The sequence below is a fragment of the Pseudomonas silensiensis genome, from assembly GCF_050434865.1.
Taxonomy (GTDB): Bacteria; Pseudomonadota; Gammaproteobacteria; order Pseudomonadales; family Pseudomonadaceae; genus Aquipseudomonas; species Aquipseudomonas fluorescens_W.
This window is the reverse complement of record NZ_JBNDJH010000005.1, coordinates 130,855-145,229: the sequence shown is the minus strand read 5'-3', so window position 1 is coordinate 145,229 and position 14,375 is coordinate 130,855. Positions and strand designations below refer to the sequence as shown.

General features: G+C 58.7%; 16 protein-coding genes. 13 read left to right on the top strand and 3 right to left on the bottom strand.

Translation table 11 applies throughout. The features are described 5' to 3' along the window. Positions 1 to 141: 141 nt before the first annotated feature. Positions 142 to 1,098 carry an AraC family transcriptional regulator gene (locus QF010_RS09070; protein WP_033059978.1) on the bottom strand — a complete coding sequence of 319 codons (957 nt, stop codon included), beginning with the start codon at positions 1,096 to 1,098 and terminating at the stop codon, positions 142 to 144. A gap of 199 nt (positions 1,099 to 1,297) precedes the next feature. Here QF010_RS09070 and QF010_RS09065 point away from each other — a divergent pair, with 199 nt between their 5' ends. Continuing rightward, complete coding sequence (locus tag QF010_RS09065) at positions 1,298 to 2,251, top strand: diiron oxygenase (RefSeq protein WP_033059976.1); 954 nt, start codon at positions 1,298 to 1,300, stop codon at positions 2,249 to 2,251. 81 nt (positions 2,252 to 2,332) lie between these two features. Continuing rightward, entirely contained in the window at positions 2,333 to 2,755 is a 423-nt protein-coding gene (locus QF010_RS09060) for an MAPEG family protein (protein ID WP_033059974.1), read from the top strand. A 179-nt stretch (positions 2,756 to 2,934) separates the two neighbouring features. Here the strand turns inward: QF010_RS09060 and QF010_RS09055 are convergent, their stop codons facing one another. Further along, a complete protein-coding gene (locus QF010_RS09055) occupies positions 2,935 to 3,861 on the bottom strand; it encodes a LysR family transcriptional regulator (RefSeq protein ID WP_429510522.1) in 927 nt (308 codons plus the stop codon). A gap of 142 nt (positions 3,862 to 4,003) precedes the next feature. Between QF010_RS09055 and QF010_RS09050 the strand changes: the two genes are divergently transcribed. From QF010_RS09050 to QF010_RS09010, 9 genes are all read left to right on the top strand, one after another. Continuing rightward, positions 4,004 to 4,408, top strand: coding sequence for a RidA family protein (locus QF010_RS09050; protein ID WP_033059970.1), 405 nt, complete (start codon positions 4,004 to 4,006; stop codon positions 4,406 to 4,408). Positions 4,409 to 4,908: 500 nt separating this feature from the next. Next, positions 4,909 to 5,898: an aldo/keto reductase gene (locus QF010_RS09045; protein ID WP_429510523.1), complete on the top strand. Its 990-nt coding sequence runs from the start codon at positions 4,909 to 4,911 to the stop codon at positions 5,896 to 5,898. Continuing rightward, complete coding sequence (locus tag QF010_RS09040; protein ID WP_429532930.1) at positions 5,895 to 6,485, top strand: flavodoxin; 591 nt, start codon at positions 5,895 to 5,897, stop codon at positions 6,483 to 6,485. Before QF010_RS09045 ends, QF010_RS09040 begins: the two co-directional genes overlap by 4 nt. 25 nt (positions 6,486 to 6,510) lie before the next feature. Continuing rightward, positions 6,511 to 7,503, top strand: coding sequence for an aldo/keto reductase (locus tag QF010_RS09035; protein WP_429532929.1), 993 nt, complete (start codon positions 6,511 to 6,513; stop codon positions 7,501 to 7,503). Positions 7,504 to 7,562: 59 nt separating this feature from the next. Then, entirely contained in the window at positions 7,563 to 8,048 is a 486-nt protein-coding gene (locus QF010_RS09030) for a (R)-mandelonitrile lyase (protein ID WP_429532928.1), read from the top strand. Between the two features lie 233 nt (positions 8,049 to 8,281). Further along, positions 8,282 to 9,055: a carboxymuconolactone decarboxylase family protein gene (locus QF010_RS09025; protein ID WP_429532927.1), complete on the top strand. Its 774-nt coding sequence runs from the start codon at positions 8,282 to 8,284 to the stop codon at positions 9,053 to 9,055. A 127-nt stretch (positions 9,056 to 9,182) separates the two neighbouring features. After that, positions 9,183 to 10,127 carry an alpha/beta hydrolase gene (locus QF010_RS09020; RefSeq protein WP_429533073.1) on the top strand — a complete coding sequence of 315 codons (945 nt, stop codon included), beginning with the start codon at positions 9,183 to 9,185 and terminating at the stop codon, positions 10,125 to 10,127. 65 nt (positions 10,128 to 10,192) lie between these two features. Next, positions 10,193 to 11,248 (top strand): alpha/beta hydrolase, encoded by a 1,056-nt coding sequence (locus QF010_RS09015; protein ID WP_033059959.1) that lies wholly within the window; start codon positions 10,193 to 10,195, stop codon positions 11,246 to 11,248. Between the two features lie 80 nt (positions 11,249 to 11,328). Then, positions 11,329 to 12,222 (top strand): LysR family transcriptional regulator, encoded by an 894-nt coding sequence (locus QF010_RS09010; protein WP_429532926.1) that lies wholly within the window; start codon positions 11,329 to 11,331, stop codon positions 12,220 to 12,222. 98 nt (positions 12,223 to 12,320) lie between these two features. Here the strand turns inward: QF010_RS09010 and QF010_RS09005 are convergent, their stop codons facing one another. Then, positions 12,321 to 13,454, bottom strand: coding sequence for an aminotransferase class V-fold PLP-dependent enzyme (locus QF010_RS09005; RefSeq protein WP_429510530.1), 1,134 nt, complete (start codon positions 13,452 to 13,454; stop codon positions 12,321 to 12,323). 130 nt (positions 13,455 to 13,584) lie between these two features. Here QF010_RS09005 and QF010_RS09000 point away from each other — a divergent pair, with 130 nt between their 5' ends. Further along, positions 13,585 to 13,725, top strand: coding sequence for a hypothetical protein (locus tag QF010_RS09000; RefSeq protein ID WP_429532925.1), 141 nt, complete (start codon positions 13,585 to 13,587; stop codon positions 13,723 to 13,725). Between the two features lie 42 nt (positions 13,726 to 13,767). After that, positions 13,768 to 14,343, top strand: a complete 576-nt coding sequence (locus QF010_RS08995) for a riboflavin synthase (RefSeq protein ID WP_429532924.1) — start codon at positions 13,768 to 13,770, stop codon at positions 14,341 to 14,343. Positions 14,344 to 14,375: the final 32 nt, after the last annotated feature.

The following is a 14,375-nucleotide window of genomic DNA, read 5'->3' as shown; positions in this document are numbered from 1 at the left end:
GCTGATCTCGGACGGCGCTGCCGTAAAACAGGCCACCAGCACTGCTCGGCATCGCCGATACAGGGCCCCTATGGACCTGGGCAGTACCCTGAAGTTCCCGCTGCAACGGCCACTGCGGATGGCGTGGAATCCGCAGCCTTTTCATGCTGATTGTCTGCGCCAGGTGCCGGGTGATGTGCCGAACTGGCGTTTGAATGCGCGACTGAACGCGGCTTCGGATTCGTAGCCCACTGCAAAGCCGATTTGCGCCACATTACCGCGACCTTCGCGCAGCTGTTGAGCCGCCACGTGCATACGCCAGAGCGTCAGGTATTGCATCGGTGGCTGCCCGACCAATGTCGTGAATCGCTCCGCGAATACCGAGCGCGACATGCCCACTTCAAGCGCCAGGGCTTCTGCCGTCCAGCCTTCGGTTGGACGAGCATGGAGCAGCGCCAATGCGCGCCCGATATGCGGATCGCGCAAACCCGCCAGCCACCCGCGCCGTTCAGCGGGGAGGTTCGCGACATACTGGCTGACGGCTTCGACGAACAGCAATTCGGATAGCTTGGCGATGACCGTTGTCGAGCCGACACGCCCCGCCGCGATCTCACTGACAGCGAAACGGAATGAGCTTTCAATCCAGGCCCCCGAAGCTGTCGCGCGGACGTCCAGCTTCAATAAGGAGGGCAGCGACGAAAGCAGCGGACTGAATGGTGTTTCAGAGCCGAGGAATCCGCACAATAACTGTGTGGTCTCGCCGCTCCCGCCGTACTTGATTCGTGAAATGCCGCCGACTTCCGGCGGCTGAATAACATCGCGCGCCGACATGGGTGCAATGCTTAGATCACTGCCAAAAGTATGAACGTCATTGCGAGGAAGCAGAATCAGTTCGCCTGCCCCTACGTCGAGAGTGGCGCCATCGTCGATTCGTAATTGCATGTGCCCCGCCGCGACAAAATGCGACGCAATGATATGTCGAGGTGCCGCCAGGAACGGTTTGCAATCGTCTGCAGAGATTCTTCCGCTGATGCACCAGGGCGCAGTGAACTCCGCCTCGAGGAAGACCCCTCCAGACAGCCGAATCACACGCAATACATCAGATAGCGCATCCAGCAATTGCCAGCCCTCCTTTCCGGAGTCCGGAGCATGTAATCAGGCGCACTGGTCATTCGCCGCCTGACCTGCGAGGCCTAGATTAGCACCAACGCGGATTCAGTGATCGAGACGATCCCCAGACGCTTCAACGAGGGTCATTGGCTTCCGCGTTAACCGTAATTGGCCCATTCCAACTCGACCACGGAAGCCGGAGATCACTATGAACACCGCCGCTACCCTACCCCGCTCAGATTCGGGCAACGCCGCCCGTTATGCTCAAATCGTCAGATCATCGAAGAAAGCGGAATGGCAGATCGATCGCGATTTGCTACAGGACCGCCGCTTCGACTTCTCGCGCAAATTCTTGCCCGATGGACTATCGCGGATCGACCGCCTGACCTTTCTCGCCGCGGACGAGGCGCGCCTGCTCAGTCAGATTCAGGGCCGAACCTATGCGTATATTTTTGGCCTGGTCGAGCGTTTTATCAGTGCCAAAATGCTCGATCAAGGTCGGGACCATGTATTTGACGATCAGCTCGCACTCGAAGCGCTGGTGCGCTTTTCCAACGACGAGATCAAGCATCAGGAGCTGTTCCGGCGCATTGAGACGATGATGGGTACGCAATTGCCAGCGGGATATCGTCAAGTTGCCGATCCCAACGATGTGGCGCGCGCGGTTCTGGCGGCCAGCACCTGGTCGGTACTGGCGCTGACCTGTCATATCGAGCTGTTTGTTCAGACGCACTACGTCCAAAGCATCGCGCCGCGCGAGGAGTTGTGCCCACTGTTCAAGGATGTCTTCAAATTTCACTGGAAGGATGAAAGCCGGCACGTCGTACTCGATGAACTCGAGTGGGAGGCGGAGCACGCGAAACTCTCCTCAGCCGAGCGCGACCAGGCCGTGAACGATCTGATTGCACTGGTGGCGGCCGTCGACGCAATCCTGCAGGCACAATCGGCATCCGATGCCGACTACTTTATTCGAAATGCTTCACGATCGTTCAGTGTCGATGAGACCGGGCAAATCAAAGCCTCCGTACTGAACGCCTACCGCTGGCAATACATTATCTCGGGTGTGCAGCATCCACACTTCGGCCGGCTGCTTACGCGCATGACAACACCAGCACAGATGTCCAGGATTCAGACCGCACTGGCACCCATCATGAGCAATTGATCGACAGGGCGCGACCGACCGCGCGTCGGTCGCGCAGCTGTGGGACGACGTGCTGAAAATGATTGTTTGAGGATGCCAGCCATGACGATTCCGATGTGGATGCTGCTTGGATTTGCAACCTGGACTCTACTGTTGTTGATGGCAACCGTCGGGGTGTATCGCTGGGTCAGAATCCTGTTCTCGAATGTTCCGATTGCTTCTTTCCGAAGCGATCAGCTCGAAGGCGAGGATTGGTATCAGCGCGGGACAAGAGCCCACGCGAACTGCGTGGAAAATCTGCCTGTCTTTGGCGTCATCGTGTTCGTGATTTCAGCCCTTGGTGTCGATGGCCCAGCAGTGAACCACTTGTCGACAATCGTCCTGATCGCTCGCGTGTGCCAGTCTCTGGTTCACGTATCCCATGTGCAAACCGATAGGTTCGTGGCGGTTCGATTTACCTTCTTTTGCGTGCAGTTGGTCTGTTTTCTCGCACTCATTGTTATAGCCGCTAGTTACGGCGCATGAATACTCAAATGGAGGGATGAGTTCAGGTCTGGTCCTGTAAATCAACATTTCGCTCGGACGCGCCCTGGTGAGTCAGTGGCTGGATTCGATCCAGACTATCTTTGGCGCGACCGGCAGAAAACGGCCAGGAGCGGTCATTGGACAAAGCGACCTCAATAGCGAACTCCCCAACGCTGTAGTCACGAATCATGTCGGTCGCTGACAGGCGCATGTTGTGCCATCAGCTCAGCGACCCAATCGATGAACACGCGCAGCTTGATACTGATATGCCGGTTCGGGGGAAATGCCACGTAGATGGGCATCGGATCGAGGCTCCAGTTCTCGAACAGGGGCACTAACTCGCCGCGCGCTTCGAAGGTCTTGGACATGTACTTTGGCAGCCAAAGCACACCCAGTCCGGCAAGGCCGGCCGCAAGGTAGGCATTGCCATCGTCGACTGCCAGCGCGTAGCGACCTTTGATCTGGACACTCTCAACGTGGTTGTGCAGGGCATAGGGCACGGCTTTGCCGGTGCGCGCCCACAAGAAACCGACGATACGATGATGCGAATCTTCCAGCTCCCGCGGATGCGCGGGCATACCGACGCGTGCCAGGTAGCTCGGCGCTGCAAAAACGCCAAGCTGGAGGTCGCCTACCCGTCGGGCCATTAACGACTGATCCGTTAGCTCGCCGCCGCGCACCACGCAATCGACGTTCTCATCGATCATATCCACGATACGATCGCTTACGCCCATGTCGATCTGTATGTCTGGGTACCGCTCGTAAAACGCAGGCAATGCGGGTACGAGAATCATGCTGGCCAGCGGGCTCGGCACATCCACTCGCAACCGGCCCCTGGGCAGCGTCGAGGCGCCGGACAGGCTAGTCTCAGCGTCGTCCATGTCGGCCAGCAGCCGAAGCACTCGCTCGTAATAGACGGCACCATCGGCAGTGACGTTGACTTTGCGAGTCGTGCGGTTAAGCAACTTAACGCGCAACCGTGCCTCCAGCTGCTGTACCAGTTGTGTCACGGTGGTCTTGCTCATATGCAGTGTTTCGGCCGCCTTGGTGAAGCTGCCCGCTTCCACCACTCGAGCAAATGCCTGCATTGCATCAAAACGGTCCATTGCTGCCCCAGCTATCGATCAGATTGTTTGGATTTCACAAACAGTGATAGCTAAGGTTGCTTGTTTATCGCCCAGGCACAAGTCCTTACAGTCTCTCCATCGTTTGTTTCGGGTCAGCTTCGACCCATTGATGGAGGCACCTATGACGCAGCGTGATGTTGTTTTTCCGCCTGGACGCCAAGCGCTTTATGAGCGCAATCGCTATTCGCCGGCTATCAAGTCCAATGGCTTCTTATTCGTGTCGGGGCAAGTCGGCAGTAACGAAGACGGCTCGCCCGAACCCGATCTGGAGGCCCAGGTCCGACTCGCGTTCAACAATCTGAATGCAATCCTGGTCGCTGCCGGTTGCACCTTCGACGATGTGATTGACGTCACCGTCTTCATCGTCGATCCCGAATCAAAGTTCGAGACGATCTGGAAGGTTGTGCCAGAGTTCTGGGGTAACGCGCCGCACCCGACGCTGACCGGCGTCGGCGTCACGTGGCTCTATGGTTACCAGTTCGAGATCAAGGTGATCGCCAAGCTTCCAGAAACCACCAGGGGATGATCTGACCAGCGATTACGTAAGGGACCGGTTTGGGTCGATTAGATCTGTTTGTTCAATCTGCAACCAAGCGAGTGAGAAACCTAGAAACCGTCTGTAACGGCCTCCGCTTCTAGTATCAGGATTTCCGGAGAAAGCACTGAGATCTGACGTATCGCCAGCTCGCCCGTGTTTGCTTTACTTACTTACCATTACCGAGTTCACCGTCCGCTTTGGCCGTTTTTTGCCTGTCACGACTGACCGACATCAGCCAGAAGCGGACGCTCGATTATTTCCTATGGAAGTGAACGTTAGGCCTATTTCTCTGCCTGGAACATAATTTTGCATGTGGAAATGAGCTGCCCTTACATGGAGCGCCTGCGCATTAGTGAAGAAACAGTCACCACTTTCCCCTCTTTTTGGACTGATGAGCAAACTTCATGAACCCTTGCCGATTTACCCGTCTAGTCCACACTCGTTAGCTCGCTTACTGTTCTCCCAACGCCAAATGTCGGGAGATCCAAATGCACAAGCGCACACTCGGAAACAGTTCACTCGAAGTGTCAGCCCTGGGCTTGGGTTGCATGGGCTTGAGCCATGGCTACGGCCCGGCGACGGACACGCAACAAGCCATTGCGTTGATCCGCTCGGCGGTTGACCGAGGCGTCACGTTCTTCGATACCGCCGAGGTTTACGGCCCTTACCTGAACGAGCAAGTGGTGGGTGAGGCATTGGCGCCGGTTCGCGATCAAGTGGTCATCGCCACCAAGTTCGGCTTTACCTTCGGTGCCGACAATAAACAGCAGACTCTCAACAGCCGCCCCGAGCACATCCGGGTCGCCGTCGAGGGTTCATTGCGTCGACTGAAGACCGATTTCATCGATTTGCTTTACCAGCATCGGGTTGATCCGGACGTGCCTATCGAGGAAGTCGCCGGTGCAGTGAAGGCATTGATTGACGAAGGCAAGGTCAAGCACTTCGGCCTGTCGGAAGCCGGTGCGCAAACCATTCGCCGTGCTCATGCGGTGCAGCCAGTCACGGCGCTGCAAAGCGAATACTCGTTGTGGTGGCGTGAGCCTGAGCAGGAAATTCTGCCGACGCTCAAGGAGCTGGGGATCGGCTTCGTGCCGTTCAGTCCGCTGGGCAAGGGTTTTCTCACCGGCACCGTGTCGGCAGAGACTACTTACGGCAGCGACGATTTTCGCAGCATCGTGCCCCGCTTCAGCCAGCCGGCGCTGCTAGCTAATCAGGGATTGGTGGTATTGATCCGCCAGATCGCGGCGCAGAAGCAGGCCACACCGGCGCAGATCGCGCTGGCCTGGCTACTCGCCCAGGCACCGTGGATTGTGCCTATTCCCGGGACGACCAAGTTGCATCGCCTGGAAGAAAACCTCGGTGGCGCGGACATCACACTCGACGCGGCCGAACTCAAAGCTATCGATACGGCACTGGCACAAATCCGCATCGAAGGCGAGCGGTATCCCGAGTCCCTCAAGGCGCGCGTCGGGCGATGAGCAACGATCACGATCCGCTGCGGCGCACGGTCATTGCCGCGCTTGCGAGCGCCCCGCTGCTGTCGCTCGCCGACACGCAAACCGACAGCGAAGCGCCGCGTTCAGGGTCGCGGATTCTGGTGGCGTACTTTTCGCGCTCCGGCAATACCCGCGTGGTTGCCGGACTTATCCAGCGCGGACTCGGTGCCGACCTCTTTGAGATCCGTCCGGCCAAAGCCTATCCCGAGGATTATCTGCAAACCGTGGAGCAGGCACGCCAGGAGCGCGACAGGGGCTTTGAACCCGAGCTGGAAAGCAGAGTTCGCGCACTGGCCGACTACGACACGCTGTATCTCGGCTTCCCGATCTGGGGTGAAACCGCCCCGCCGATCGTGCGTTCGTTTCTAAGCGCCCACGACCTGTCCGGCAAAACCCTCATCCCCTTCAACACCCACGGCGGATACGGATTGGGCAATAGCCGCCGCGTCCTCGAAACACATGCGCCGAAGTCCAGACTGATGGAAGGTTTTGTGATGGAGGGTGAGCAAGAGCGCAAGACCATGGAATGCGTGAATGAATGGTTGAGCGATAGCCACCTCACGCGCTAATCGATTTCTGCACGGGAGCAACACCATGAAAACCCGCACGCTGGGCAATGGCCTGGAAGTTTCCGCTCTGGGCCTCGGCTGCATGAGCATGACCTCGGCTTATGGGCCGGCCGCCGACATACCGAGCATGATCAAGCTGATTCGTTCTGCCCATGATCAAGGCGTCACCTTGTTCGATACCGCCGAGGCGTACGGCCCGTTCGCCAATGAAGAGTTGCTGGGCGAGGCCTTGCAGCCGATCCGCGAGCAGGTGGTCATCGCCACCAAATTCGGCTTCGATATTGACCTGATCACCGGCGCGCGCGGCAGCGGCACCAACAGCCGCCCGGAGCATATCCGCGCCGTGGCAGAGGCGTCGTTGAGACGCTTGCGCACCGATTGCATCGATCTGTTTTATCAGCATCGGGTTGATCCGCAGGTGCCGATCGAGGACGTTGCCGGCACCGTCAAGGATCTGATCGCCGAGGGCAAGGTCAAGCATTTCGGTCTGTCCGAGGCCGGTGTGGAAACGATTCGCCGAGCGCACGCCGTGCAACCGGTAACGGCGGTACAGAGCGAATACTCGCTGTTCTGGCGTGGCCCGGAGCATGAACTGCTTGCTGTGCTGGAAGAGCTGGGCATCGGCTTCGTGCCGTTCAGTCCGCTCGGTGCCGGGTTCTTGACCGGCCAGATCAATGAGCACACGCAGTTTGACGCCAGCGATTTCCGCAACGTCGTCCCGCGTTTTTCCCCCGAGGCGCGCAGGGCCAACCTGGCATTGGTCGACGTGGTGAAGGCCGTCGCTGAGCGCAAGCACGCGACACCTGCGCAAGTAGCGCTGGCCTGGTTGCTGGCACAGAAGCCCTGGATTGTGCCGATCCCCGGCACGACCAAACAACATCGGCTGGAAGAGAACATGGGCGCTGTTGCGCTGGCGTTGACCGGTGAGGATCTGCGCGAGATCAACGAGCAGATGGCGCAGATCCAGGTGCACGGTGAACGCCTGCCGGAATCGGCGCTGAAGATGACCGGGCTCTGAGCCGTCCCCCGACTGTCCCGCTTGCGGAGCAGCTTCACTGTCTGACCGGAGTTCATCCGATGAACCGTTTGATCGCGCCACTGATTGCCTTATCGCTCTTGAACGCAGAGGCCCAAGCCGCCAGCGACATCCGCATCACCCAGAATGGCGCTCAGCCCTCAATCAAGGGCGCGGCGGAAAACTTCACCGGCACGGTACGCGTTGATGGCCTGTTCAAGGGGGATCTGCCGGCACGCATCGGCGGCGGCACGGTGACCTTCGAACCCGGTGCGCGCACCGCGTGGCATAGCCATCCGCTGGGGCAAACGCTGATCGTCACCGCGGGGGTCGGCTATGTGCAGCAAGAGGGTGGCCCGCGTCAGGAGATCCGTCCGGGCGACATTGTCTGGATTCCGTCGCACATCCGTCACTGGCATGGCGCCACAGCCAGCAATGGGATGACCCATATCGCGATCGCTGAAGCCGAGAACGGCAAGACTGTGACTTGGGCGGATAAAGTCTCCGATGCGCAATACGCCGGTCAATCGCCCGCACAAGACCGGTAAATGAGGTTACGGAATGTGTCGACGCCTCTCGCCCGGCACGTTCGAGGTATGCCACCACAAACCATCAAGCCCCCGTTTCTGCTGCTCGGCGTGAGGTTTTCAGCGGTAATTGAAAAGCCGACTCATGAGTTCTACTCAGGAGTCCTTGCGCAATATCGGGGTTAATCGCCACAACCATCCTCCGTACGATCCAGCGACATCGCAGTGACCAGCAACGGACGGAGCCTTTCACGATGACCACTGACGTACGCAAGACCAGTCCTCTCCACGCGCTGATGGCGCTGTGTTTAAGCCTTGGGGCGATGTTCAACGTTACCACTCAAACAGCCGAGGCATCGCCAGCCATGACCCGCACGCAAGCCACCGCAGAAACGCTGTCGGGTAAACAACAGGGCATTCCCCTGATCGCCGCGTTCATGGCGACCAGCGACATGCCCAATCTCAACGAGGCGCTCAACCAAGGTCTCGATGCCGGCCTGACCATCAGCGAAACCCGGGAAGTTCTGGTGCAGCTTTACGCCTACGTTGGCTTCCCGCGCAGCCTCAATGCCTTGAACGAACTGATGACGGTGGTGCAAGCGCGCAAACTACGCGGCATCGAGGATGCACCGGGGCGTGAGCCGGGCCGAGGCATTCCAACCGGCGATGATCTGCTGGCGGTCGGCAAGGCGAATCAAACGACGATTTCGGGTGGCCTGGTCAAAGGGCCGGTGTTCGAGTTCGCCCCGGTGATCAACCGGTTTCTGCAAACCCACTTGTTCGGCGACATCTTCGAGCGCGACAACCTCGACTGGCAAAGCCGCGAACTGGCGACCGTCGGGGCGCTGGCGGCGACGCCGGGGGTGGAATCGCAATTGCGCTCGCACATGCTGGCGAGCCTGCGCGTGGGGCTTGGCGCGGCACAGTTGCGTCAGGTGATTGAAGTGCTGAAGGCGCACGGCGATGCACAGACTGCCGAACGTGCCAACACTGCGCTGACCCAGGCACTCGCGGCTTCGGGGAAATGATATGAAATGTGCAAAAAGCCTGTTGAGCATCACCCTGCTGTGCCTGTTGGCAGCCTGTGCGAACCAGCCCGATGGCTCAGGCCCATTGCTGATTCAGGCACAAGGCAGCTTCGCCGCAGGTGGAACGATGACCACCGCGCCGGGCACTTTCAACCCGCGCCAGCCGATGTCGCCGGAAGGCCAGACCTACCACGGTGACCACGCCTACGCGTTCTACCAGATCCCGGTCGATGCACGAAAACTGCCCATCGTCATGTGGCACGGCGCGGGGCAGTTTTCCAAGACCTGGGAAACCACTGCCGATGGCCGCGAAGGTTTCCAGAACATCTTCGTGCGCCGCCACTACGGCGTGTATCTGATCGATCAGCCGCGCCGTGGCGATGCCGGACGGAGCATGGTCGAGGCGACGATCAAGCCCACCCCGGACGAGCAACTCTGGTTCAACCAGTTTCGCATCGGCCTGTGGCCCAACTATTTCAATGGCGTACAGGTTGCCCGGGATGCGCAAACGCGCGACCAGTTCTTCCGCGCGATGACGCCGAACACCGGGCCGTTCGACATGGGCGTGGTCTCCGATGGTGTGTCAGCAGTCTTCGACAAAATCGGCCCCGGCATCCTGTTCACTCACTCGCAGGGTGGCGGGTCGGGTTGGTTGACGGCGATCAAGAACGACAAGGTCAAGGCCATTGTGGCGTTCGAGCCTGGCAGCAGCTTCGTGTTTGCCGAGGGTGAAGTGCCGGCACCGATACCCAGTGCGTTCGACACGGTGCAAGGCGCGGCGGTGCCAATGGAGCAATTCATGGCACTCACGCGCATTCCGATCCTGATCCTCTACGGCGACAACATCCCGGAACAAGCAGTAGACCTGCCCGCACAGGACAGTTGGCGCGCTCGGCTGAAGATGGCCCGGCTATGGCGTGACGCAGTCAATCGGCACGGCGGTGACGTACGGCTGATCCACTTGCCGGAGATCGGCATCAACGGCAATACCCACTTTCCCATGTCGGATCTGAACAACGTGCAGATCGCCGACCTTGTGTCGCAATTCCTCAAAGAAAAACAACTGGATTGACCCGCCCCCCTTTTGCACTGTCGGCCTTTTGAACTGCCGCCCTTTTGATTGCTCAGGAGCTTCACGTGAAAAACATCTTTCTCAAAGCCACCTTCATGTCGGCATTGGTCGGCCTTTCGGCTGGCGAGGCCTTGGCCGCCGACTACAAAAAGAACCCGTTTACGTTGGCTTACGACGGCGCCATTACTAAGAACGAGCCCGGCAAGGTCAACATCCACCCGGTCAGCTACAAGCTCAATGGCCTGGACATCGCTGCCAACGTCTACACCCCTGCCAACTACGATGCAAAGAAGGCTTATCCAACGGTGGTGGTAGCGCACCCGAATGGTGGAGTGAAAGAACAGGTGGCCGGTTTGTATGCGCAGCGACTGGCTGAACAAGGCTACATCACCATCACCGCAGATGCCGCGTATCAGGGCGCAAGTGGCGGACAGCCGCGCAGCATCGACAAGCCTGCTTACCGCATTGAGGATATCCACGGCATGGCGGACTTCATCACTCAGTACGCTGGAGTCGATGGCAAACGCTTGGGCTTGCTCGGCATCTGCGGTGGCGGTGGTTACTCGTTGGCCGCTGCGCAAACCGACAAGCGATTCAAGTCGGTGGCGACGATTAGCATGTTCAACTCTGGGCGGGTTCGTCGCAATGGCTACAACGACTCGCAACTGGACACCATCCAGCAACGACTGCAACAGGCTTCCGCTGCCCGCGCTCAGGAAGCGGCCGGCGGCGAGGTCCTTTATTCGGGTGATGCCAACCTCACCGACGAGCAGATCGCCAAACTGCCGTTCGCCTTGTATCGCCAGGGTTACGAGTACTACTGGAAGACCCATGCCCACCCCAACTCGACCTTCAAATACACCACGAGCAGCCTGCTGGATCTGATGCGCTTCGACGCCACCAATCAGATCGAATTGATCAATCAGCCATTGCTGATGATCGCGGGCAGCAACGCCGACAGCCTGTACATGACCCAGGATGCGTTCCCCAAGGCCACCGGTACCAAGGACAAGGAGTTGTTCATTATCGACGGCGCCACGCACATCGAAACCTACTGGGTTCCCAAGTATGTGGACGCTGCACTCGGTAAGTTGACGCCGTTCTACGCAAGAACCTTGTGATTGGTTCGTCGGGGTCGCGCATCCATGCGGAACCTGATTACATAGAATAATCCCGCGCTCCGCATGAGAGGTTCTCATCAATGTCCCGCGCCAATCTCAACGATCTGCAAGCCTTCGTGGTCATTACCCGCGAAGGCAGCTTCACTCGCGCTGCCGCGCAGCTGGGCGTCTCGCAGTCCGCGCTGAGCCACACCATGCGTGCTCTTGAGTCACGGCTCGGCGTTCGACTGCTGACCCGAACCACACGCAGCGTCTCCCCCACCGAGGCCGGTCAACGGTTGTATCAGTCCATGGCGCCGCGGTTCGACGAGATTGAACTTGAACTGGCGGCGGTCAGCGAGTTTCGCGACACCCCTGCCGGCAACGTGCGGATTCAAGCCTCCGAACATGCGGCAAACAACATTCTTTGGCCCAAACTGTTGAAGGTGCTTCCCGCCTACCCGGATATCAAGGTCGAAATCACCGTCGACTACGCCCTTTCCGACATCGTCGCACAGCGCTACGACGCCGGCGTGCGGCTGGGGGATCAGGTGGCCAAAGACATGATCGCCGTGCCAATCGGCCCGTCGTTGCGCATCGCGGTCGTAGGATCTCCCGAGTATTTCAAACAGAGACCAGTTCCCAGGGAACCAGGAGATCTGGCTGCGCACAACTGCATCAATCTGCGCCTGCCCACCCATGGGAGCCTGATGCAGTGGGATTTTGAGAAGGACGGTCACGAACTCAAGGCACGCGTCGAGGGACAATGGACGTTCAACAGCAGCGTGCCGATCCTGCGTGCGGCTGTAGCGGGATGCGGTTTAGGGTTTCTGCCGGAAGATATGGTCGCGAAGGAGCTGGCTGACGGCAGTCTGGTGCGAGTACTTGAGGACTGGTGCCAACCCTTTGCGGGCTACCATCTCTACTATCCAAATCGCCGTGAGCATTCGTCAGCATTTGGCGTTGTGGTTGATGCACTGCTCTATAAACGCTGAATTGCCAAACAGCACGACGCCTCAGCGTTACAGGAATGAGCAGATCGTCGCGATCCAGAATTCACAAGTTCGCTATCTGCTGCGGGCACGATGTGGGCTTAGTTAACCATCACCTCGTCCAGTGCCTGCTCGAGGGTGCTGACCGTGCGCTCGATATTCTGCAGCTTTTCGAGTCCGAACAGGCCGATGCGGAAGGTCTGGAAGTCCGCCGGCTCGTCGCATTGCAACGGCACTCCGGCGGCGATCTGCAGGCCGTGGTTGGCAAATTTCTTACCGTTCTTGATGTCGGCATCATCGGTGTAGCTCACCACGACGCCAGGGGCCTGAAAGCCGGCTGCGGCTACGCTTTTGATGCCTTTGCCGGTCAACATTGCGCGCACCCGATCGCCCAGCGCCTGTTGTTCGCCGCGGACCTTTTCGAAACCGTAGGCTTGCGTCTCTTTCATCACTTCGTTAAATCGCGCGAGGGAATCGCTGGGCATGGTCGCATGGTAGGCATGTCCGCCCTGTTCGTAGGCCTGCATGATCTGAAGCCACTTTTTCAGGTCGCAGGCGAAGCTGCTGCTTTGCGTCTGTTCGATGCGCTCGAGGGCCAAGGAACTGAGCATGACCAGGGCGCAGCAAGGAGAAGCGCTCCAGCCTTTCTGCGGGGCGCTGATCAGCAGGTCGACTGCGCATTTGTGCATATCAACCCAAAGCGTGCCCGAGGCGATGCAGTCCAGCACGAACAGGCCACCCACCGCATGCACGGCGTCGCCGACGGCCCGCAGGTACTCGTCGGGCAGGATAATCCCTGATGAGGTTTCAACGTGGGGGGCGAAGACAATCTGCGGCTTCTGCACCTGAATGGCTGCCAGCACTTCGTCCAGAGGGGGTGGGGCGTAGGCCGCCTGGCGACCCGTGTCGACCGGTCGGGCTTTCAGCACCGTGGTGGCCGCCGGGATGTTGCCCATCTCAAGGATCTGGCTCCAGCGATAACTGAACCAGCCGTTGCGTATCACCAGGCATTGCTGGTCGGTGGCAAACTGTCGCGCCACCGCTTCCATGCCGAATGTGCCGCTGCCCGGGACCACCGCCACAGCCTGGGCGTTGTAGACCTGTTTCAGGGTCTTGGAAATGTTTTTCATCACGCCTTGAAACGACTGCGACATGTGGTTGAGCGAGCGGTCGGTGTAGACCACTGAGTACTCGACCAGCCCCTCGGGATCGATACTGGGATATAGCTTTGACATGGGTGACTCCTTTGGCAGAGATGTCAGTGGTATCGACCCTGCCCTAAGCCTTGGCAAATGACAAGATTGCTCGGGATTGAATTGCGACTTCTGTCGAGCGGCTGGTATCACCTGCGGATTCAACCGGTCGATGCAACACATCAAGTTCAACTCCAGCCTGCTGATCGAAGACCTGACGAAACAGGCGAACAACCCAATCGACACTGTGATCGGGCATCCCGGCAATCAATGTCTATGCTTTGAACTGTATGCAAACCGCTCCGACCTGTAATCCATAGCGCTGCCCTACCCGCCAACACCAGAAAAACAGACCATGAAACCGATCCCCTCCCTTGCCGTTGTTGCCCTTGCCTCGATCATGGCCGCTATCGGCTTTACGGCCCATGCAGCCGAGGTGCCGCTGGGTAGCCATTCAATGAAGGGTCACATCGTTACGCGGGTGCTGGCCGTTGATCCGGTGAATCATCAGGTCACCATAGAAGACACCAACAAAAGCCCGGTCTCCATCCAGCTCACGGAAAAAGCCAAGACACTGGACAATCTGAAGGTCGGCGACAAGGTCGATATCCACGTTGTTCGCTCGGTTGCGTATGTGCTCGACACGAATGTCGACGCTGCACCAGGGGGCGGCAACGAATCAATGACTGTCCGTGCTACCCAGGACAATCCTGATCCGGGGAGTGAGGCGGTTCGCAAGGTCAAGGTCACTTCAAAGATCACGCACATTGACTTGAAAAAGCATGAAGTGACCTTGCTTCCACCGGAAGGCGAACTGACCGTCCTGAAGGTCGAGGACCCGCAGCGTCAGGCCCGAATGAAGAAGCTCCAGGTGGGTCAGACGATCAACGCCATTTACACCGAGGTCATGAAAATCAAAACCTCACGCTAACGACTTCGCTCCATGTCTTTTTCATCCCCGTA